The organism is Rhodohalobacter mucosus, from assembly GCF_003150675.1.
Taxonomy (GTDB): Bacteria; Bacteroidota; Rhodothermia; order Balneolales; family Balneolaceae; genus Rhodohalobacter; species Rhodohalobacter mucosus.
The window spans coordinates 247,037-267,669 of the sequence record NZ_QGGB01000006.1 but is presented as its reverse complement, the minus strand read 5'-3'; the positions used below and the strand labels follow the sequence as shown (position 1 = coordinate 267,669).

The 20,633-nt window shown below is 49.0% G+C and carries 17 protein-coding genes; 9 read left to right on the top strand and 8 right to left on the bottom strand.

Going from position 1 to position 20,633, the window contains the following annotated elements; genetic code table 11:
- Nucleotides 1-80: 80 nt before the first annotated feature.
- Complete coding sequence (locus DDZ15_RS08865; protein WP_109646730.1) at nucleotides 81-1,649, bottom strand: cryptochrome/photolyase family protein; 1,569 nt, start codon at nucleotides 1,647-1,649, stop codon at nucleotides 81-83.
- 191 nt (nucleotides 1,650-1,840) lie between these two features.
- Between DDZ15_RS08865 and DDZ15_RS08860 the strand changes: the two genes are divergently transcribed.
- From DDZ15_RS08860 to DDZ15_RS08845, 4 genes are all read left to right on the top strand, one after another.
- A complete protein-coding gene (locus DDZ15_RS08860) occupies nucleotides 1,841-2,218 on the top strand; it encodes a BlaI/MecI/CopY family transcriptional regulator (RefSeq protein WP_109646729.1) in 378 nt (125 codons plus the stop codon).
- A 4-nt stretch (nucleotides 2,219-2,222) separates the two neighbouring features.
- Entirely contained in the window at nucleotides 2,223-4,256 is a 2,034-nt protein-coding gene (locus DDZ15_RS08855) for a TonB family protein (protein ID WP_109646728.1), read from the top strand.
- A 192-nt stretch (nucleotides 4,257-4,448) separates the two neighbouring features.
- Complete coding sequence (locus DDZ15_RS08850) at nucleotides 4,449-4,703, top strand: PspC domain-containing protein (protein ID WP_278336126.1); 255 nt, start codon at nucleotides 4,449-4,451, stop codon at nucleotides 4,701-4,703.
- Nucleotides 4,704-4,776: 73 nt separating this feature from the next.
- Entirely contained in the window at nucleotides 4,777-5,628 is an 852-nt protein-coding gene (locus tag DDZ15_RS08845; protein ID WP_109646726.1) for a hypothetical protein, read from the top strand.
- Between the two features lie 99 nt (nucleotides 5,629-5,727).
- Here the strand turns inward: DDZ15_RS08845 and DDZ15_RS08840 are convergent, their stop codons facing one another.
- From DDZ15_RS08840 to DDZ15_RS08820, 5 genes are all read right to left on the bottom strand, one after another.
- A complete protein-coding gene (locus DDZ15_RS08840; RefSeq protein ID WP_109646725.1) occupies nucleotides 5,728-6,579 on the bottom strand; it encodes an SDR family oxidoreductase in 852 nt (283 codons plus the stop codon).
- 251 nt (nucleotides 6,580-6,830) lie between these two features.
- Nucleotides 6,831-8,045: a thiolase family protein gene (locus tag DDZ15_RS08835; protein WP_109646724.1), complete on the bottom strand. Its 1,215-nt coding sequence runs from the start codon at nucleotides 8,043-8,045 to the stop codon at nucleotides 6,831-6,833.
- 55 nt (nucleotides 8,046-8,100) lie between these two features.
- A complete protein-coding gene (locus DDZ15_RS08830) occupies nucleotides 8,101-8,457 on the bottom strand; it encodes a four helix bundle protein (RefSeq protein ID WP_109646723.1) in 357 nt (118 codons plus the stop codon).
- Between the two features lie 118 nt (nucleotides 8,458-8,575).
- On the bottom strand, nucleotides 8,576-10,960 hold the full coding sequence (locus DDZ15_RS08825) for a 3-hydroxyacyl-CoA dehydrogenase/enoyl-CoA hydratase family protein (protein ID WP_242978963.1): 2,385 nt from the start codon (nucleotides 10,958-10,960) through the stop codon (nucleotides 8,576-8,578).
- Nucleotides 10,961-11,090: 130 nt separating this feature from the next.
- Nucleotides 11,091-12,878: an AMP-dependent synthetase/ligase gene (locus tag DDZ15_RS08820; RefSeq protein WP_109646722.1), complete on the bottom strand. Its 1,788-nt coding sequence runs from the start codon at nucleotides 12,876-12,878 to the stop codon at nucleotides 11,091-11,093.
- 157 nt (nucleotides 12,879-13,035) lie between these two features.
- On the opposite strand from DDZ15_RS08820, the gene DDZ15_RS08815 reads away from it, so the two are divergent.
- A complete protein-coding gene (locus tag DDZ15_RS08815; RefSeq protein ID WP_242978961.1) occupies nucleotides 13,036-13,488 on the top strand; it encodes a hotdog fold thioesterase in 453 nt (150 codons plus the stop codon).
- Between the two features lie 27 nt (nucleotides 13,489-13,515).
- On the opposite strand, the gene DDZ15_RS08810 is transcribed toward DDZ15_RS08815, so the two are convergent.
- Nucleotides 13,516-14,994 (bottom strand): hypothetical protein, encoded by a 1,479-nt coding sequence (locus tag DDZ15_RS08810; protein ID WP_109646721.1) that lies wholly within the window; start codon nucleotides 14,992-14,994, stop codon nucleotides 13,516-13,518.
- Nucleotides 14,995-15,329: 335 nt separating this feature from the next.
- Between DDZ15_RS08810 and DDZ15_RS08805 the strand changes: the two genes are divergently transcribed.
- From DDZ15_RS08805 to DDZ15_RS08790, 4 genes are all read left to right on the top strand, one after another.
- Entirely contained in the window at nucleotides 15,330-15,899 is a 570-nt protein-coding gene (locus DDZ15_RS08805) for a sigma-70 family RNA polymerase sigma factor (RefSeq protein WP_109646720.1), read from the top strand.
- A 184-nt stretch (nucleotides 15,900-16,083) separates the two neighbouring features.
- Nucleotides 16,084-18,567, top strand: coding sequence for a serine/threonine-protein kinase (locus tag DDZ15_RS08800; protein ID WP_109646719.1), 2,484 nt, complete (start codon nucleotides 16,084-16,086; stop codon nucleotides 18,565-18,567).
- A gap of 288 nt (nucleotides 18,568-18,855) precedes the next feature.
- Nucleotides 18,856-19,140 carry a hypothetical protein gene (locus DDZ15_RS08795; RefSeq protein ID WP_109646718.1) on the top strand — a complete coding sequence of 95 codons (285 nt, stop codon included), beginning with the start codon at nucleotides 18,856-18,858 and terminating at the stop codon, nucleotides 19,138-19,140.
- Between the two features lie 93 nt (nucleotides 19,141-19,233).
- Entirely contained in the window at nucleotides 19,234-19,674 is a 441-nt protein-coding gene (locus DDZ15_RS08790) for a hypothetical protein (RefSeq protein WP_109646717.1), read from the top strand.
- A 159-nt stretch (nucleotides 19,675-19,833) separates the two neighbouring features.
- Here the strand turns inward: DDZ15_RS08790 and trxA are convergent, their stop codons facing one another.
- Nucleotides 19,834-20,202: a thioredoxin gene (gene trxA, locus DDZ15_RS08785; protein ID WP_109646716.1), complete on the bottom strand. Its 369-nt coding sequence runs from the start codon at nucleotides 20,200-20,202 to the stop codon at nucleotides 19,834-19,836.
- Nucleotides 20,203-20,633: the final 431 nt, after the last annotated feature.

The window sequence follows — 20,633 nt, the reverse complement described above, 5'->3', positions numbered from 1 at the left end:
TGATCTTTATTTCTGATAGAAGTGTGGGGATTGTGGTTTGATGGGTTTGTTCATGAGTGTCCACCTTTGAGTTCCCAAACCTACCTCTTCAACTCCTCCAGGAACTTCTCGCTCGATTCCCGGATCGCTTTTTTTTCATCATCCGACTTTTTGTTGTCGAACATGTTCACCATAAAGTTTACGCGGCCGCTGTCGTTGAATGTGTCGCGCTGTTTGTCCACAAAATTCCAGTAGAGGTAATTAAAGGGACATGCGTTTTCCCCCGTCTTTTTTGTGACACTGTACCGGCATTTTTTGCAGTAATCGCTCATCTTATTGATGTAATTACCGCTTGAAACATACGGTTTGGATGCCAGAACACCACCGTCTGCAAAGGTGCTCATGCCGAGTACGTTTGGCAGTTCCACCCACTCATAGGCGTCTGCGTAGGCCAGATGAAACCACCGGTTGAGTTCACGGGGATCCGTTTCGGTAAGGTTGCTGAAGTTGCTCAGCACCATGAGGCGAGGAATGTGGTGCGACCAGGCTTCGTCAATCACCGGCTTCAGGCACTGCTCCATGCATTTCATCTCTGTCTCCCCTGACCAATACATAGCGGGCAGTTTTTCCTCAAAGTCAAAGTGATTTGCATCGCGCACCCCGGGCATCATCGCTTCATAGTATATCCTGATATACTCTCTCCAGCCTATAATCTGCCGGACGAATCCCTCCACCGAATTGAGCCGTGCATTTCCGGCATCATATGCCTCGATGGCCGCCTCACAAACTTCCCGGGGAAGCAGCAGGCCGTTGTTCAGATAGAGTGAAAGACGTGAGTGAAACAGGGTGTGGTTTCCCGCTTTCAGAGCGTCTTCATAAGGGCCAAACTCATCAAGCCTCTCATTTATAAATTGTTCCAGCAGGGCCAGAGCCTGATCTCTTTGTACGGCATATGGAAACCTGTCGAGATTACCGAAATGATCGGGAAAGTAGTGCTCAACCATTTCTATTACTTCTTTCGTAACATCATCCGCTTCAATGGTTTCAATATCCGGAACCTGAACTTTATCAGGCAGCTTTTCCCGGTTTTGATCATCATAATTCCACTCCCCTCCCTCGGGCTCCGAACCATTCATGAGATAACCGGTTTTTCTTCGCATGTCGCGATAGAAGTACTCCATCCGGTACCCGGGTTCAATCTTATCCTTCCACTGATCCGCATCAGCAATAAAAAACCCGTTTGGGATTTCTTGAACTCTTTCGCTGTAAGATTCGCGAACATTCCGCAGGCGTTGCCGGGTATCCCATTCAGAGGGTGTCATAAAGGTCAGCTCTCCTTCAAAATCTTCCAGCAGTTCATTAAGTCCATCGTCAAAATGCCCCTGCGTAGAGTGATATAGCACCGGAAACCCCTCATCATGACACTCAAGCGCGAAGTGCCGCATACTGCTGATAATGTACGCTGCCTTCAATTTATGATGAGGTATTTCATTGCCCTTCTCGTTGCTCTCCATGAACACCAGAAGCGGCTTTTCCTCTCTCACCCATTCAGGCCATACTTTCAGATTCAGCTGATCGTGCAGAACAAATACAGCACGAGAATGATCATTCAGGTTCAGGTCTGCCCTGGGTATATTGCCGTCGATGTGCTTCAGATAGTTTCTGCTCATTGGATAAAGAATCATTGGTTTAGATCACTACTCACAAGCATTTCACGCTGGATGGCGTTCCGAATATTTTTTAAAGAGACTTGCTTTTTATCTTATTTACTAAGTTATTAGTACTAAGTCATTCATACCACACCTTTGTACCTCAACCTGCAGATGAGGCGCAAATTCAACATTCACAAGCCAAAACATCTATGCGTAAATCACTTACACCCCTCGGTGAAACTGAAATGGAAGTGCTAAATCATGTCTGGGAACTGGGGGAAGCCTCGGTAGCCGAAGTCCGTGAACGGATTCTGGAGAACAGAAACGTTGCCTATACAACGGTTATGACAGTCATGAAAAATCTCTCTGACAAAAAATATCTGAAATATAGAAAGGAAGGGCTCAGCTATATATACAGTGCAGCCATACAGCCTGAAGATGTTCGCTATAACCTGGTAGACCGGCTCGTCGACAAGGTATTTCACGGTTCACCCAAAGATCTTGTTCAGGCGCTTGTAGAAAATGAAAAACTCTCTGCAAAGGAACGAAGCGAGATCAAGAAGATGATCGACAAACTGAAAGACTGATCCAATGGAAAACATCGCATTAGACCTTGCACTTGCAGGCGAAAATCTGCTGAAAGCCGCATGGCTGCCACTCCTGATATGGACAACGATCGGGTCCGCCGTCTGGCTGATTCTGAAATCAACCGACAGGATACAGCCTGAATATCAGTACCATACCCGCCTGGCGCTTGTTTTTTCCCTGCCGGTAGGTTTTCTGTTATTAATTGCGGTAGAGTATCTGTCGGCATACCTCTCCCCGTCGGCATCGCAGGCAGCGCTGAAAATTATTTCAGTGTCAGCCCCCATTGAATTCAGCCTCGCACCTGCGGAATCGGATTCCGGGATGCCGCTCACCTACTGGCTCTATCTTGCCGTAGTGCTCGTACTTGCTTCCGGCCTTCTGGTGACAATTTGCCGGTTTTTAATCAATTTTTTCCGCCTGAATCATCTCCGGAATCGGTGCTCACTTGCACCCCTTTCAAAAACAGATGGGTTGAGCAGTATTAATCATGGGCTTTTGAAGGCTATTCAGCGGCCGGTATCGGTTTGCTTTATCCATCAGCAGATTGTACCCGTTACCTTTGGCAAGCGTCATCCGGTAATACTCCTTCCGGAATCACTCAAAAAGAATCACGGGAAGATGAACCTGGCCATTCGGCACGAGCTCACGCATATTCACGAGCAAGACTTTGCGACACATTTGCTGGTGATGCTTACCGAAGCGTTGTTCTGGTTTCATCCGCTGGTGCACAGGCTCAAGCACGAACTGGTTGAGTATCGCGAAATGAGGTGCGATCGTCTGGTCCTGAACGAGAAAACCGTATCCCGTAAGGAGTACGCTTCCCTACTGCTGGAGCTGATTCCATCACCTAATCTTGAAAAGCATCTTTCCGTAAACATGGCTCAGGAATCATCCAACCTAAAAAAGAGGATCACAATGATTACTCAGTACAAGAACGATCACCCGGTTCCCAAACGAACAAGCATGGCTGTTCTGGGCGCCATCTTCATGTCGACCGCCATCGTAATGGCCTGTACCGACATGCAGACACAGAGCGTGTTCGACGAGGAAGAGCTCGACCTCATGACCAACGTGGACCGGACCGGAGAGAAGGGGTTTCATGAAATAATTATTTACATGAGTGAGGAGGAGCAGGCCGAGCGGCATGAAAGCAAACTCGAACAGCTTCAAATGCTTGAACCCAGGCACATAGAGTCTATCCATGTATGGAAAGGAGAAGAGGCTGTGGAAAAATTCGGAACCCGCGGTGAAAAAGGGGTCATTCAGGTTAAAACCAAGCTGGATGCGGAATCATACAACAATACGCTGAAAGCACTGGGAATGAATCCGGTTACACCCGGCTCACTTACCATTCAAAATGGCGAATCCGGACCTAAGGAGGATTTCTTCGTTGTGGTGGAAGATATGCCGGAGCTAATAGGTGGATTGGAAACACTTCAGAGAAACATCCGCTACCCTCAAATGGCTCGCAGAGCGGGCATTGAAGGACGCGTGTACGTACAGTTTGTAATCAATGAACAGGGTGAGGTGGAAGATCCTCAGGTGATCCGCGGCATCGGAGGCGGTGCTGATGAAGAGGCTCTGCGCGTGGTAAGAGAGGCCAAGTTTAAGCCCGGCATGCAGCGCGGCCGGCCGGTGCGCGTTCAGTACTCCCTGCCCATATTTTTTAAGCTGCAGGGAAGTGAAAACACCCCGGAACAGACACCCATAAACGATCAGAATTCTCTAAGTGAAATAACCGTAAGCGGTTACAACCCGAGCTCCGGATCAACTTCTTCTTCTATTGAACCTGAAATTATTGGCAGAAATATGACCGTCAGGATGAATCATAACGGATCCACCATTACCGGAACCGTGGTGGACGGAACCACGGGACAACCCCTGGCAGGTGCCAATATCGTTATTGACGGAGTAAATCGCGGAACCGCGACAAATGTGGATGGAGAATTTACCATATCAAATATTTCGTCTGAAGCAACACATGCCACCGTCAGTTTCGTTGGATATCGTGCACAAAAGATTGATCTGAATTTTTAACATGCTGAGCCACAGCATACGGAAAGGAAGCGGAGTCCTGCCAAGGGGTTCCGCTTTTTTTATGCCGTTTTTCTGACTTAACATCCTTTCAGAACGATTCGTCAGTTCCTGTGCAAATATAGCTGTACTTGCAGTTCTGGTAGAAACGCGACATGATGGATTGAAACGGTTTGAAATTTTTTTTCATTATTTTTGAAACACACCGTCAATATTGCCGTATTGATACCTGAACGTTCACAAAAACTATTCCTAAAGGACATCAACATGCCGGCTAAGCTCAGAAAATCACATACAGACAAGATGGTTGCAGGTGTTTGCGGAGGTATCGCAGAGTACCTGGGGTGGGATTCTACCATCATCCGGATTATTTTTCTAATTCTTGTCTTCTCCTCCGTCGGGTCCATGGTACTCCTCTACTTTATTCTCGCACTGATCATGCCGGATTAACCCTTTTGAAGGATTTATTTGGATAGTTTCGTCCGGCTCAGCATCTTTTACATTCACAAACCGGATGAACGTCATGAAAGTTGCCGTAATAGGTGAAAAGAGCAGGGCCTCCGCGTGGGAAAAACACCTTCGCAAGCTCTCTGTTATTAAGGAGGTCATCCTTTCATCTTCCCTTTTTGAGGATCAGAATCTTCGCACGGTTATATTGGTTGAAGACGATCCGAAAACATCTTTGCATCTTCTGGATCAGTCAATTCGATCGGGTCTCAATAGTTTTCTGGTTTCCAGGCTTCCGGTCGATATCAAAAAGCTTGAACAGATCTATCACATTTCCTCCGAAGCGGGAGTAACCGTACAGTTTTCTCACTGGCCCTCCATCACGCCGTCCACCCAATGGATCCGACAACAGATCCAAAAGCCGGATCTTATTCAGATCAAAAAGGAGGTGCGGCCGCTAAATTACACCATCGACAAGGAGATGTTTGATCATCACTGGACCGATGAGGTAGCGTTCATCGTAAAATGGATGGGAGGAAACGTTCACAGGATCGAAGCCAAACCTGTGATTCTGGAGGGTACTCCGCTTGGATTGAGCCTGTCAATGCGTTTTGAAGATGCATCTGTCGCATCCATACAGTTTTCCGGCTTCAGCCAGGAAGAGCGCCATCAGCGCCTCTTCTCGGATCAGCAAACGCTGATCGATTGCAACGTGCTCACTCAGAAAATGAAGGCATACCGTGTTAATGAAAATAAGCGCATCACGGTTCAGGAAAAAGCGTTTGATCCATCAGACACCGCTGAATGGGCTTTGCAGCAATTTATAAAGTCCATTCAGATGAAGCGGGAATCTATTTTCTCACCCTACGATGCGCTCCTTACCGCCCGTATTGTCGAAAAAGTCCGCAATCACATGGAGAAATGGTAATCCCCAGTGGATCAGATCTACCCTGTGGATCAGCTCCGCTGAGCCACAGCCTTCCGGAGCTCTGCTGCCCTGCAAACTCATGAACAATACCCAAGGGCATCACCCCTTTTTCTTCATCATTTTGAATATTGCCTTCAGCTTCCCTCGCCCCATCAATCCGTCAATAAAGTTGAATTGCCCCGCAGAAAGCTTCTCACCGCCGTCGATGGTTACGCACTCTCCCGTAATATAGGGAGCCAGGTCGCTCATCAGGAAGGCGGCGAGATTGGCCAGCTCTTCATGTTCCCCGTACCGGCCGGCAGGAATTTTCTGAAGGTATTTTTTCTCAAATTTCTTGGTGGGAAAGAGGCGTGTCCATGCCCCTTCGGTCGGAAAAGGTCCCGGTGCAATGGCATTCACTCGGATTCCGTAGGTGCCCCATTCAAAGGCAAGCGAACGCGTCATTGCAAGCACACCCGCCTTGCCGCAGGCCGAAGGCAGCACGAACGCTGACCCCGCATCCTCCGCATACGTGGTGACGATATTGAGAATATTGCCCTCCCGTTTATCATCGATCAGATAGTTGCCGAAATGATGGGTGCAGTTAAAGCTGCCGTGCAATACGATATCCACAATGGCCTTGAATCCGCCTGGTGACAAATCTTCGGAGGCGCTCAAAAAGTTTCCGGCAGCGTTATTTACCAGTCCGGTCAATTTCCCGAAATCACTTACAATGGATTCAATCATCTCTCCCACTTTTTCATAGTCCCGTACGTCCACGGAGTACCAGCGCACGTCTGTCCCATGCTCCTTCAGTTCTTCCGTGGCCTCTTGCAGCTTCTTCTCCGTTCTGCCGCAGATTGCAATATCGGCTCCCAGCTCCGCAAATTTATGCGCCATGGAGAGTCCCAGACCGCTCCCGCCGCCGGTGATGAGAATGACTTCGTCTTGTAGGGTGTCTTCTTTGAACATGGTTTTATTCGTGAGTCGTGAGTCGTGAGTCGTGAGTAAAATTTCTGTTTTGATTCGGAAGTCTAAAGTCCCCTCTAGAGAGGGGATATAGGGGTGTGTCCATTATAATTTCGGAGCACTGACTAACACACCCCTGAGTTTGTGAAGTTGCGCTTTGCGCTCTTCCCATTCTCTGTCCCCTCTTGCCATAGGCATCCCTACGGGGCAAGATGGGACTTTTTAACTACCTGCCTTTATTAAATCTCCCAAACTTACTCAGATATTCTTTCAAATACCCCCGCAGCACCCATGCCGCCGCCAATGCACATGGTTACCATGCCGTATTGCTTATCCAAACGATGCAGATCGTGAAGAATCTGGGTAGTTAACTTGGCGCCGGTACAACCGAGCGGGTGCCCCATAGCAATTGCGCCTCCGTTGATGTTCACTCTATCGGCATCGAGGCCTGCCTGCCTGATCACTGCAAGAGATTGTGCTGCAAACGCTTCATTGAGCTCAATCAGGTCGATATCATCCAGGCTCAGCCCGGTCTGCTTCAGCACTTTCGGAATGGCCTCCACGGGACCGATTCCCATAATTTCCGGTGCCACGCCGGCCACGGCAAATCCACGGTATCTTGCCAGAGGCTTCAGTCCCAGCTCGTCCGCTTTTTTACGGCTCATCACAAGAACGCCGGAGGCGGCATCATTCATTTGCGAGGAGTTTCCGGCAGTAACCGATCCGCCGGTTTTAAACGCCGGTTTCAGGCCGCCGAGCGCTTCGAGGCTGGTGTCTTTTCTGGGACCTTCATCCTGTTTAAATCTAAAAGACTCCTCCTCCACATCACCGCCGGAGGTCACGTATTTATGCAGCACCTCCACAGGGGTTATCTGTTCATCAAAATATCCCTCTTCCCACGCTTTGATACATTTTTGATGGCTCTGTAAGGCAAATTCATCCTGGTCCTCACGGCTTACATCGTATTTGTCCGCAACGTTTTCAGCAGTGAGACCCATGTTTATGTACACCTCAGGACGTTCTTTGGTCAGTTCCGGATTAGGCTGAAAGGAGATCCCTCCCATCGGCACCTGGCTCATGCTCTCTACACCGCCTGCAATCATGATCTCCGCCCCTCCGGCCATTATCCGCTCGGCTGCCATTGCAATGGTTTGCAGCCCTGAAGAGCAGAACCGGTTAACCGTCATACCGGGAACGGAATCCGGCAATCCGCCCAGGAAAACCGACTGACGAGCCACATTCATCCCCTGCGAGCCCTCCGGGAAAGCACAGCCAACGATTACATCATCAATCATTTCAGGCTGCACCCCGGAGACAGTATTCATAAGATCTTTTATAATTTCACCCATCAGTGAATCGGGCCTTTTAAAACGCAGAGATCCTTTATTGGCCTTCCCGCACGCGGTTCGTTTCGCTGCGACGATTACGACTTCTTCTTTTTTAGTCTTGAGTCTTGAGTCTTGAGTCATGGTTACAATTTTGGATTATGGTAAATGGTAGATAGTCAATGGACTATCTACAATCTCAACTTTGATTTATTTTTTTTATCACCGTGTAGATCATTTTTTCAATTTTAACCAATTCTGCTTCTAATTCAGTGAATGACTCTGCATTGAGAAATTTGAGATTTCTTGATATTAACAGCTGAGTCTCAAGTTCATAGCATGATCCTTTTGCAATATTCAAATAATGAGAAAATTCTTTTTGAGAATGTCTTCCAGCCCCCTCAGCAATATTTGAACTTATTGATACTACTGAGCGCCGAATCTGTGATGTTATTCCGTATCTTTCTGTTTTTGGAAATTGGTTTGTGACATCATAAATATCTGTTGCCAGGTCAATCGATTTTTTCCAGATTTTCAATTTTCTAAAGTTGTTCATGGTTCTCCAGTATTTATTCCTACTAACTACCTGTATGAACCGAAAACTTATTTGCCCTTACAATTTTTTTGGAATCAAATCATCCATTGACCATCTACCATTATCCTTATAACCATATCTAGTTCCTAAGCGGTTTCCCCGTCTTCAGCATATGCTCCATTCGCTTATGCGTTCGTTCGTCCTGAAAACATTCCAGAATCGCTTCACGCTCCAGTTTCAGAATGTATGATTCGGGCACTTCCTGCGGTTCACTCAGATCGCCGCCGGTCATTACCCGGGCCACTTTTCCTGCAAGCACCTTATCGTACGGGGATGCCCATTTTGCTTCGGTCATGATGTAAAGGGTTACTTCCAAAACGCTCATTCCGGTCTGACCCATCAGTTTGATTTTCGGTTCCGCAGGCGGACGATACCCGGCGTCTGCCATGGCGCGGGCCTGCTGTTTTGCCGTTGCAAGAAGAAGGTCCCGGTTCATTACAATCATGTCTGTATCCCGAAGATAGCCGAGTTCTTTGGCCTTTGGGGCACCATCGGATACCTTTGCCATACCGATGGTTTTGAACGCATCTTTGAGGTACGGCAGCGGATCGGCATCCTCATCTTCATTCACTTTATCCATCGATCGATACAGCAGCTCTTTGGTTCCTCCTCCGGCCGGTATCAGTCCCACACCCAGCTCTACCAGACCGCAGTAGAACTCATGATGGGCAACCACTTTATCGCAGTGCATCATAAATTCGACACCGCCTCCAAAGCATCTTCCGGATACGGCACCGATTACGGGAAACGGCTGATACCTCAGTCCCACCGCCACGCGCTGAAAGTTGTCGACGGCTTCTTTTATTTTGGCTTCATCTCCGCTTTTCAGCGCTTCGCCTGCCTCGGCCAGGTTGGCACCGTAGCTAAAATTTTCATGGTCATGACCGATCACCATCGCATCAAACCGGTCCCGGACGATTTCAGCGGCCTTTTCAGCCGATTCCACCAGTTCAAACCCGAGCGTCTGCTGTTTGGTGCGAAACTCAAAGAGTGCGATTCCGTCTCCCATGTCGTAGAGACCCGCACTTTTATTGCCCCACACCTCCTTATCGTTTCTATTTAGCATAGCAGCCGTAAGAGCGCCTTCGGCTGGCGGAGTCAGCTGATCAGCCTTTCCGGTTACAAGGTTATATACCGTGCCGTCTTCCTTGTAAAAGGATTTTCGGCCGCTCTGAATCATCTTTTTCACGGATTCGGGCACATCACGTCCTTCATCCTCCATTCTCTTAACCGACTCTTCCACACCGATCGCGTCCCACCTCTCAAACGGCCCCAGCTCCCAGTTGAATCCCCACTGCATTGCACGGTCGATCGACTCTACCGACTCTGTAATTTCAGGAATCCGATTTGCTGCATAAAGGAGAAGGTCACAATGTATTTTCCAGAGGAAATTACCGGCTTTATCGTCCCGTTTAACCAGATACTTCAGGCGCTCGCCGGGGCTTTTAAATTTCTGTTTTGCCTCTTTGGCCGATTCAAATTGAACATCTTTCTGTGACTCATATTCCAGGGTCTCAGGATTCACTACCAGATACTCTTTGCCATTTTCACTTTTTACTTTTTTATAAAACCCATGGCCCTTCTTATTTCCGTGGGCGCCTTTTTCCACCATTTTTTTGAATCCTTCCGGCACCTTGAACAGCTCCCGCCGCTCATCATCGGGAACGGCCGGATAGAGATTCTCTGCTACATGATTCAGCACGTCAAGGCCGGCCATGTCAGCGGTTCGAAAGGTGGCCGCTTTGGAGTAACCCGTTAGGGTACCGGTGAGAAAATCGATCTCTTCGGCGCGAAAAGAGCCGTCAAAAAACCACGGCATGATAGAAGCCATGGAAAATACGCCGATCCGGTTCGCAATGAAATTGGGTGTATCCTTGCAGCGCACCACCCCCTTGCCCAGGATTCTTTCACAAAAGCGCGTCATATACTCCGTAACGGCATCATCGGTGGAAGCGGTGGGGATGACCTCCAGCAGCTTCATATAGCGTGGAGGGTTAAAAAAGTGAGTACCCAGAAAATGTGATTTGAATTCATCCGACACATCCTCGCTGATATCGGAGATCGGCAGACCGGAAGTATTTGAGCTTACGATGGTTCCCGGCTTGCGAACTTTTTCAAGCCTTCCCATCATATCCTTCTTTACATCCATCCGCTCAACAATCACTTCGCACACCCAGTCGGCGTCGGCGGCCCAGTCGAGATGATCCTCAAAATTACCGGGAGTGATTCTGTCCGCCCACTCCGCAAGAGCCAGTGGTGCGGGATTCATTTTGGTGAGCTTCTGAATGCTCTCTTCAGCTGTTTTATTCGGCTTTTGCGGGTCGTCCGACTTCAGGTCGAGCAGTTTCACGTTCAGTCCTGCATTAACGCAGTGAGCTGCAATCTGGCTGCCCATCACCCCTGCACCTAGAATGAGAACGTTTTGAATGTTGTTATTCGTCTTGATTTCTGAGTCCTGAGTCATGTTTTTATAGTCTTGTGTCTTGAGTCGTGAGAATGGTTCGCGATTCTATTCAGAAACTGTCAGTACGCCATATCCTCAAGGTTTTGATATTAATGTGTATTGATACTCATTGCTCAATACTCCCTTTTCCCTACTCCTCTTCATACATCGATTCGATCTCTTCTTTGTATTTTTCGAGAACAACCGGTCGTTTCACCTTCATGGTTGGAGTAAGCTCGCCGCTGTCGATCGTCAGGGGTTCTTCGAGCAGCACAAACTTCTTGACGGTTTCCCATGGAGACAGGTTTTGGTTGTGCTTGTCAACCTCTTTCTGAATAAGCTCACGCACTTTCGGATCCTTGCTGTACGGCTCATCCGGATCATAACCGTCACGCTTCAGTCTTTTCTTCACATTATCATAAGAAGGCACAATCAGGGCGGAGCAAAATTTACGCTGATATCCGATCACAACAATCTGATCGATAAAACCCGAGCCCGAAATTTCACCCTCAACGTGATTCGGGGCCACATACTTGCCGGTCGAAAGCTTGAACATCGATTTTTTACGATCTGTAATGAAAAGGTTTCCGTCTTCATCCAGCTCGCCGATATCCCCCGTTTTGAACCAGCCGTCGGAGGTGATCACCTCATTCGTCTTCTCCTCATCCTTGTAATATCCCTTCATCACATTCGGTCCGCGGGTAAGGATCTCACCGTCATCCGCAATTTTAACCTCCACATCGCGGAGCGGTTTGCCGGAGCTCCCCACCCTCATGTCCTTAGGCGTTTGAACAGAGATCACGGGTGACGTCTCAGTCAGCCCATAGCCCTGTACCACGATAAGCCCGATGGCATTACCAAAGCGGAAAACTTCCGGCGATAGCGCAGCTCCACCGCTTACCATCCCGCGCAGGTTGCCTCCGAACAGATCACGGATTTTACTGTACACAAGCTTATCTGCAATCCGGTGCTTTACTGCAGCCAGTCCGGTTGGTGGATGCTCAGGATCGTAGGATTCGGTAAGATAGATAGCCCAATAATAAATATTTTTTTGAAGGCCGCTCATCTCCTGTCCCCTGACCTTGACCCCAGTATGAATCTTTTCGAGCAGGCGCGGTACGGTGGCAAGGAAGAATGGTTCCACGTAGAGAAAATCATCCCGGATCTCTTCAATATTTTCTATAAAATAGATTCTGCATCCCATGCGAATGTACATGTAGTCAATCATCCGTTCAAAAACATGCGACAAGGGAAGGTATGAGAGCAGGCGCTGTCCATGAAATTCGCTCATATCAAATGGCAGTCTTTCAAGGGATGCCAGCACATTGGAAGCGATATTATTATGAGTGAGCATCACTCCCTTGGGCATACCGGTTGTCCCCGAGGTGTAGATAAGCGTGGCGACCTGATCCGGCTCAACATCATTTCGAAGTGAGTCGAACAAATCCGGATTTTCCTCGTTCACTTTTTTGCCCCTTTCGAGAATATCCTCAAACCGCTTAAGTTTTTTATGTGATGACTCTCTTATCGAAATTACCGCCTTAACCGTTTTGATGCTTTTAATAAGAGGTTTGGTCTCCGCAAACATTTCGTCGTTTGACACGATATGAACAATACTGTCGGAGTTTTCCAGAATATATTTGATCTGGTTGCCGGGCTGTGTGGTATAGATCGGTACGTTAGCGGCTCCAAGAGAGAGAACAGCCAGGTCACAAACGAGCCACTCCGTGCTGTTTTCAGAGTGAATGGAAACCTTATTGCCCGGTCTCACCCCCAGATCGTACAGACCCATAGCGAAATTCCGGACTTTTTCACGAAATGATTTTACATCGGTTTCATGCCAGGTGCCGTCTCTTTTAGTGGAAGAGAACAAGCCTTCAGGGTGATTATCCAGGCCCTTGAAAAGCAAACCGGGAAGCGTCATTTTGGTTTCACTCATGATTATAAAAAAGCGGTTTTTAAGGCATTCAGGCTCAGGTTAACACTGTTACCCTATTAATTTACACTTTGCGCGGACTTTTAAAAATTTGTTGAATAAAAAGTTCTACTTTTCCCTCAAGTTCAATCACCATCCAAAACCCGGAGCCATCAGTATCATGGAAAAGAATAATCGTATTTACATCGAAGAGGCAATCAGGGATAAAGCAGAAATGATTTTTCCGGAAAGCAAAAAAACGATGGGTGACGCACTGGGTTTTGCATACACAAAAATCAGCCGTGATGAGATGATCGCGGAGATGCCGGTAAATGAAAACACCATTCAGCCCTTTGGCATTTTGCACGGCGGGGCTTCCGTTGCCCTGGCAGAAACCCTCTGCTCGATCGGGGCATGGCTGAACCTGGATTCGGATGATAAAACAGCTGTCGGACTCGAAATCAATGCAAACCACATTAAAGCGGTACGCAGTGGCGGCACCGTAAGGGGTATTGCCAGACCTGTTCACCGCGGTGCGCAAACCCAGGTGTGGGAAACCCGGATTGAGACGGAGTCCGGAAAACTGGTCTGCATCTCGCGCTGCACGCTGGCAATTATTCGCCACCGGTCATGAATAACGGGTACGCCCTGAGAAGCCTTTTCAAAGAAGTGCCTTCTGATTCCCGAACCGGTTCAGGTACTCTCTGAGCTTTACTTTTTTGCGCGTGCTGTCGCTGGTCATGTATCTCAGTTTTCCGAATATGGGCCTCTCCTGCCAGGCGCGGTCGAATCTTCCGAAACACCAGAAAATACCCGAGTAGCTGTTTGGATCCCTGCCATCGATGGCGTAGGTATTGTTGAGGTCGATCAGGTACTGAAGTGCGGTTTCATAATCGGGCGTCCACTCGATCACCTTCTTGCCCCACAGCATCCGCAGGTAGTTATGAATGATACCCTCCTCCCGCAGCTGTGTTTGTGCAGCATTCCAGATTTCGTCATGTGTACGGGAGTTTTTGAGCTCTTCATAACTGTACACCCATTCACGCGGATCATCCCTGTGCTCGTTCATCGTTTCCAGGGCCCAGTCGGGCAGGCTGTCGTATTGATCGTAATCGCTTCGGTGGTGAGCGAAGTGGAATCCGACCTCTCTCCAGGTGATAATCTCATCCAGAAATCCGTCGATATTGGGATTGCCGTTGAAAAAGCCGCCCGTGGATCCCTTGTTGAAGGTGATGCTGTCGAGGTCCCACCCATCCGGCTGATGATCCAGAACGGCTTTAACAGCCTCATAGGATGAAATTTTACCGAAATGAAGCCACGGACTCAGCTGACTCGTTTTCTTCTCGTCCGGGTCGTTTCGCTTTTCGTCATACTCCAACAGCGCGTTTTTGATGAACTGTCCCAGCATGCCCAGCGCTGCAGAACGGGTGCCCTGCCACTCAATGGGTTTTACCTCATGGTTAATATCCAGGCCTGAAATAAATTCCGGGATATCGTTCAGAGCCTTGCGGACATCAGGCAATCCGTCAATAACGGAATCAGGCAGATCAATTGGTTTCCGATCTTCCAGCTCATCCAAGGGGTCCTTTTTTGGCGGATGCGTAATGGCCTCCACAAAATGCTTCTGCATAATTTTCCGGAAAAAGTAGGCGCTGTACGGATCCTTATCGGTAAGGCCCAGCGGAATGATGCCGTTGCTGTCGACCGTAATGTAGGGGATATCGAGCTCCTCCGGATAGCGCTCGTTGCGCTCACGCATGATGAAGACGGGGTACTCATCGGTAATCAGCAGGGAGGCACGTCCGGCCAGTTTCTTCAGAAGCCGATCGTATTGTCCCGGTTCTTGCTCAACAAAGGAGACATAGTTCAAACCCTTTTCATCTGCAATTTCAAGATGCTCCTTCATACCCTGCATCATGAAGGTGTGCGAGCGAGCGGTGGCCCAGGGGTAGTCGCACGAAAACGCCTCCAGAATCAATAGCGGTTTTCCCAGCTTATTGGCCCATCCTACGGCATATTCGAGGGCATAATTATAGTGAAACCTTCGGTTGATCTGCATCCAGTAGAGCACATACTCTCCGTCTGCCCATGGTTCCTTGTCATTTCGTGTACGTACGCGATGGGAGTTGATTGATTTCATGCCATGATAAACACAAACACTTTTTGCCACATTCCCGGATGTAAAATCTTTCCTGTAGAGTATATCAATCGAATGTGCACACTACCCGAAACTCAATTTTTATTGCAGATCCGGATTGATAAAAAGTGATCAGATCTCTTTCCAAAGCGCCCTTTTTTAGAAAAATCCGTTTTCGTTTTGTGATTACTCGCTACAAGACAGAGATTTACCTGCGGGTCGGGTACCGGCCACTATTAAAAAAGATCAATTTTTTGCAGTATTGGCCTGTAAGAGATAGATTATTCCATAGTTTACGTCTAGTTCCTCATGACCTTCCATTTACGTTCTCAAAAACAATGAACAGGCAAGATCCTTCCATTACCCAGCTTCTCAATCAATCCGGAGCTGATGAAAAGCGTGTGATTGAGAAAATTTATCCTTTGGTGTATGAACACCTCAGGCAGGAAGCCAGTTTTCAGCTGCGCCGCGAGCGGGCCGGCCACACGCTGCAAACCACTGCACTTGTCCATGAAGCGTATATCAAGCTTGTTGATCAGGACCAGGCCACATACCACAACCGGAACCATTTTCTGGCGGTTGCCGCCCTTGCCATGCGCCGTATTCTGATCAGCTATGCCCGCAAGAAGAACGCGGAAAAACGAGGCGGCAAAGAACCGGCCGTTACCTTTACCGATGGATTGGCACCACATGAGGCTAATTTGTCGGAACTTATCGACCTTGATGATGCGCTGCAGAAGCTGGAAGAGATGGATGAACGCCAGGCCAAAATTGTGCAGTACCGTTTTTTTGGTGGAATGAGCTACAAAGAGATTGCGGATGTGATGGGCGGCACCGAGCACTCGGTCCGCTACGACTGGCGTGTAGCCCGCGCCTGGCTGAAAACGGCAATGGGTGGTGAAAAATAATTTCGCCGGATGGTGAAGGTTTCTGCGCGATAAGATATAAGCCACCGAGTGAGTATGATTCAAATCTGGCATGAGCAGGATTTTTTCTATTCTCCAAGACAAGAATAGACAGAGAAAAGTTTATGACTCAGTGCCTCTGTGGCTATGAAAACAATGTCGCAATTTAATTGATAAACAAACGTCCATGAACGCTGAACAGTGGAAAAAAGTCCAGACGCTATTTAAGGAAATCGTGGATCTGGAACCGGATCAGCGCACATTGCGGCTGGAATCGGTCAAAACCGAAGACCCTCTCCTCTACGATGAACTTTACTCTCTCCTTTCGGCGGATTCACAGGAAACCTCTCTCCTCGACGGTTTTGCCATTGAACGCGTTGATCTCTCCGATCTGGTGCCTATGGATGGCGTTCAGGTTGGTCCATACAGGGTAGCTGAAAAGATCGGAACGGGCGGCATGGGCAACGTCTACCTGGCCCACCGCGTGCAGGGAGGCTTTGAGCAGACCGTTGCGCTGAAGCTGACCAAATACGGTATGGGTACACCGCGGGCCATAGAGCACTTTGAAGCTGAGCGCAGCATTCTGGCCAGCCTGCAGCATCCCAATATTGCAAGGCTGATCGACGGCGGCATTACGGATGAGGGCCGCCCATGGTTTGCCATGGAGTACGTGCAGGGAGAAAATCTGATATCCTGGTGTGACCGCCTCAGCCTGCCGGTTAAGAAGCGGCTTAAACTATTTCTGAAAGTCTGCGAAGCGGTTCAGTATGCACATAAAAATCTGATTGTGCACCGCGACCTTAAGCCGGCCAACATCATGGTAACCGGTGAGGATACGGACCCGCAGGTTCGCCTGCTCGATTTCGGTATCGCTCAAATACTGGAGGGGCCAGATGATCCCGGCTCTGAACGAAGGGCGATGACCCGCGCCTATGCCTCCCCCGAACAGCGTGACGGCAGGCCCACTTCCACCTCCTCCGACATCTACAGCCTGGGCGTTATTCTTCACCAGCTGCTGTCCGGTTGTCATCCCGATCCGAAATTCCGTTCCGAAGGGTGCTTGCCCTCGCCTGTTGATCGTGAACTGGAAGCAATCTGCGGAATGGCGCTTACAGAGGATCCGGAGAGGCGTTTTGAGAGTGCTTCGGAGATGTCTGATGAGATACGATCCTGGCTGAACGAACGCCCTGTGTCCGTCTACTCCAAAGCTCCCCTCTACCGTGCCGGCAAGTGGCTCAAAAGGAACCGCGCAGCCTCCTTTATCGGTATTTTTTCGATAATCAGCATTATCATTCTCGTTTTTATCTACACCATGGAGCTGAAAAGTGAAACTGAACGGGCACAAAGTGAAGCTGACAGAGCCACACGCATTGCATCTGTGCTGGGAAGTTCCCTTCTCTCGATCGACCCGATGCAGAACCAGGGACAGGAGCTGACCGCGCTCGGGATGGTGGATATGAGCAGCGCGTACATCAACACGGAACTCAAGGAAGATCCACGTACGCGAGCAGAACTGCTGATCCTCATGGCCGATGTCTATGCGAACCTGATCGCGCTTGAGAAGGCAGATTCAATATCCGCGCTCGCGGTCGGCCTCTGGAAGGAGTCGCAGCAGGATACCACTTCTTTCACCTACATCAACATGCTCGCCGACCGCTCCATCATCCTTGACAAGGCCGGAAAGTACGACGAGGCGATGGACGTGATGCAGCAGGCGCTGAGCCTGGCGAATGAAAACCTGGAGCCCGGCTCCCTGGAGTTTGCAAGCGTCTACCTGGACTACACCTATCACCTCGATGTAAACCAGGATTATGCCAGGGCCGATTCAGTGCTGCGGCTGGTGGAGCCCATCTACGAAAACAACGCAGAAGAGGCGGGCCAGACATATGACGATTTTGTATTCTATATGGGTACCAACTACCGGCGGCTGGGTGAGTACGAACTGGCAGAGGAGTATCTTTTCCGCTCCCTGGAGCTGAGCCGCGCACGCTACCCTGGCATCCATGAAAAAATCGCTTCAACGCTGAACCACATCTCCAGCCTCTACCAGAACATGGGCCGCTACGAAGATGCCATCTCCTACGCTATCGATGCCCATGAGATGCGCCTGGAGATCTTCGGACCGGGCCACCTCAATACAATCGCTGCACATTCAAACACGGCCCGCGCCTACGGCGGAGCTGGGCGGCTGGAAGAGAGTGCGGAGACCTATCGCGATGTACTGACCATTTTCCGGGAGGAGTACGGAAATGAGAACTTTTACATTGCCGGGATTTTGCAGAGCTACGGCAATGTCTATCTGCGGATGGAGGAGTATGCACAGGCCGAAGAAATTATGAGAGAGGCGCTGGATCACAGCGAGCGACTGCTGCCGGCCGATCACATACGCCAGGCCTATCCGCTTAAGGGACTCGCTGAAGCGCTTCGGGGCCAACAGCGATGTGACGAAGCCATGCCCTTTGCTGAGCGCGCCTACACCTTGCGGAGCAACCAGCTGCCCGGTGATCATCCGGAGCTGATGACCACCCGCTATACCCTGGGCCGCTGCCTTTGGGACCTCGACCGCCAAGACGAAGCAGAAACACACCTTCGCGATGCACTCGCCTTCTTTCGCGACAACCCGGAAAGGTTTGAAAGCCAGATCAGGGAACTTGAGGCATTGGGGCTTTGAGAGTTCTTAGTTTTGAGTTTTTAGTGGTTAGTGGCTGGTTGCTGGTTGTAGGTGACTGATTTTGAATCAGCTCACAACAGGCTACACACAGCGATCAACTTTCTGCCGGTCTGTTACAACAAACAACTAACCACCAATAAATTCCCCTTGCGGGTCTCACCCCCATCTGCTATACTAAATACAATCAGTACGTTGGTGGTACATTTATGGATTCAACAAAACAATTCGCTTAAGAAGCTCGAAGTGAAACGTGTTGTCCTAACAATCAAACCATAAAATGAAACCGTTATGAAAAGAGACACCGCATCCGGGGTTATCAAGCTGACTGCCATTCTGGTGATATTTAGCGGCCTGGTTCTGATCTCCGTCGTTTTTCTCCAAATCCAGAATATGAACAGTATGTTTCAGGAAATGGCGGGTCAGGCGGAAACGTTCGGTGAGATGGAAAGGACCATGATGGCATCTTCCGGCATCGGGCAGACCGGCTACATCACTCCGGTCGTTATTATGATCTGGGGAGCTATTCTCTATGCGTTAAACCGGCCGTTATCTCTTTTGGTTGCCAAAGATTGATCCTTGCCACTTTTACGTGCGGGGCCTATTGAATGTCGTGAGCCCCGCTTTTTAACTTTATAACCGTCATACTCCTTTTCAGATCACACAAACGTGCGTGTCCAAATCACAACACATTTCTCCTGTACGGAGGAGCAGCTTTGGAAGAAGATCATCCGGCCGGCATCGCTGCAGTTTGTGGCATCTCCGGTTCTTACGTTTAAGCCTCTGAGTGGGAAGTCTCTTCCGGATGAATGGCAGGTTGATGTAGCTTACAGATTAAAGCTCCGGTTATTCGGGTTTATTCCAATGGGAGAGCATACGATCCGGCTTACCGAAATTGATAAGAAATCCAACACCATCCGGAGCCGGGAAAGCGGCCGGCTGGCAGCCGTGTGGAACCATGAGATCACCTTCCATGAGACGGAGCCCGGCAAAATACGCTATACAGACGAGATCGAAATCCGCGCCGGGTGGCTCACGCCGGCCATTGCACTGTTTGCGCATCTCTTTTACCGGCACAGGCAGAGAAGATGGATGGTGCTGCTGAATTAAGTCACTTAAAATATAGCGTGATGCAGAGAAAAAGATTGTAGCTCTATTTTTTCTCGCTCATTTACGCAGATGAATCGCAGAATCCCGCAGAACCTCTGCGAAACTCTGCCCCATAGGGATGCCTAAGGCACGAGAGCCCTTCAAATAGGATAATCCCGGTCAGGAGGTTGCTTTCACGTTGAAGGTATCTTCAATCAGCTTAACGAACTGGGGTTTAGGCAAGGCTCCGGCAGCCATTTGCGGCTGACCGTCAACCGGGATAAACAAAATGGAGGGAATGCTTCGAATTCCGAAAACGGCAGCAAGCTCCTGCTCTGTTTCGGTATCAATTTTATAGATATCCACCAGGCCTTCATATTCTTCGGATAACTCTTCGATAATGGGGGCCACCATTTTGCAGGGACCACACCAATCGGCGTAAAAGTCAATGATTGCGGGTTTGTCTCCCTGATAGTTCCATTCCTGATTGTTTTCGTAGTCAAAGATTTTTTCCAGAAAACTCTCTTTGGTTAAATGCTCAGCAGCCATAATATTCTCTTTTTATTAGTGATTTCCATACGCCCCAAAAGTTGCATAGGGCTATGTATCGTTTCATTTATCTATAGGATAAGGTACGAATATATACTGACATTCAGGAGGTTCTGATCCATAGATATTGATGATCAGTGCCATAGCTAAGCCAAAAAAATCTTCTATTGCAACTTGGTTGTTCGGGGTTTCGCAGCGACTGCCACGGAGGTCACAGAGTTAATACAACTGGAGTTTAATTTTGAATAGGCTTCACCAATAACCCTCCGCGCCCTTTGTACCTTGGCGGTGATCCCATTTTCCGTGCCTCTGTGGCAAAAGCCTTACAGCTTCAACCAAAAAAATTCGTCCATCGCAGTTCGGTCGTTCGGGGTTTCGCAGCGATTGCCACGGAGGTCACAGAGTTAATACAGCTGGAGTTTAATTTTTAA

Coding starts and splice junctions, on each gene's coding strand:
- DDZ15_RS08865 (WP_109646730.1), bottom strand. CDS start 1,649: ATGAGCAGAAACTATCTGAAGCACATCGACGGCAATATACCCAGGGCA.
- DDZ15_RS08860 (WP_109646729.1), top strand. CDS start 1,841: ATGCGTAAATCACTTACACCCCTCGGTGAAACTGAAATGGAAGTGCTA.
- DDZ15_RS08855 (WP_109646728.1), top strand. CDS start 2,223: ATGGAAAACATCGCATTAGACCTTGCACTTGCAGGCGAAAATCTGCTG.
- DDZ15_RS08845 (WP_109646726.1), top strand. CDS start 4,777: ATGAAAGTTGCCGTAATAGGTGAAAAGAGCAGGGCCTCCGCGTGGGAA.
- DDZ15_RS08840 (WP_109646725.1), bottom strand. CDS start 6,579: ATGTTCAAAGAAGACACCCTACAAGACGAAGTCATTCTCATCACCGGC.
- DDZ15_RS08835 (WP_109646724.1), bottom strand. CDS start 8,045: ATGACTCAAGACTCAAGACTCAAGACTAAAAAAGAAGAAGTCGTAATC.
- DDZ15_RS08830 (WP_109646723.1), bottom strand. CDS start 8,457: ATGAACAACTTTAGAAAATTGAAAATCTGGAAAAAATCGATTGACCTG.
- DDZ15_RS08825 (WP_242978963.1), bottom strand. CDS start 10,960: ATGACTCAGGACTCAGAAATCAAGACGAATAACAACATTCAAAACGTT.
- DDZ15_RS08820 (WP_109646722.1), bottom strand. CDS start 12,878: ATGAGTGAAACCAAAATGACGCTTCCCGGTTTGCTTTTCAAGGGCCTG.
- DDZ15_RS08815 (WP_242978961.1), top strand. CDS start 13,036: ATGGAAAAGAATAATCGTATTTACATCGAAGAGGCAATCAGGGATAAA.
- DDZ15_RS08810 (WP_109646721.1), bottom strand. CDS start 14,994: ATGAAATCAATCAACTCCCATCGCGTACGTACACGAAATGACAAGGAA.
- DDZ15_RS08805 (WP_109646720.1), top strand. CDS start 15,330: ATGAACAGGCAAGATCCTTCCATTACCCAGCTTCTCAATCAATCCGGA.
- DDZ15_RS08800 (WP_109646719.1), top strand. CDS start 16,084: ATGAACGCTGAACAGTGGAAAAAAGTCCAGACGCTATTTAAGGAAATC.
- DDZ15_RS08795 (WP_109646718.1), top strand. CDS start 18,856: ATGAAAAGAGACACCGCATCCGGGGTTATCAAGCTGACTGCCATTCTG.
- trxA (WP_109646716.1), bottom strand. CDS start 20,202: ATGGCTGCTGAGCATTTAACCAAAGAGAGTTTTCTGGAAAAAATCTTT.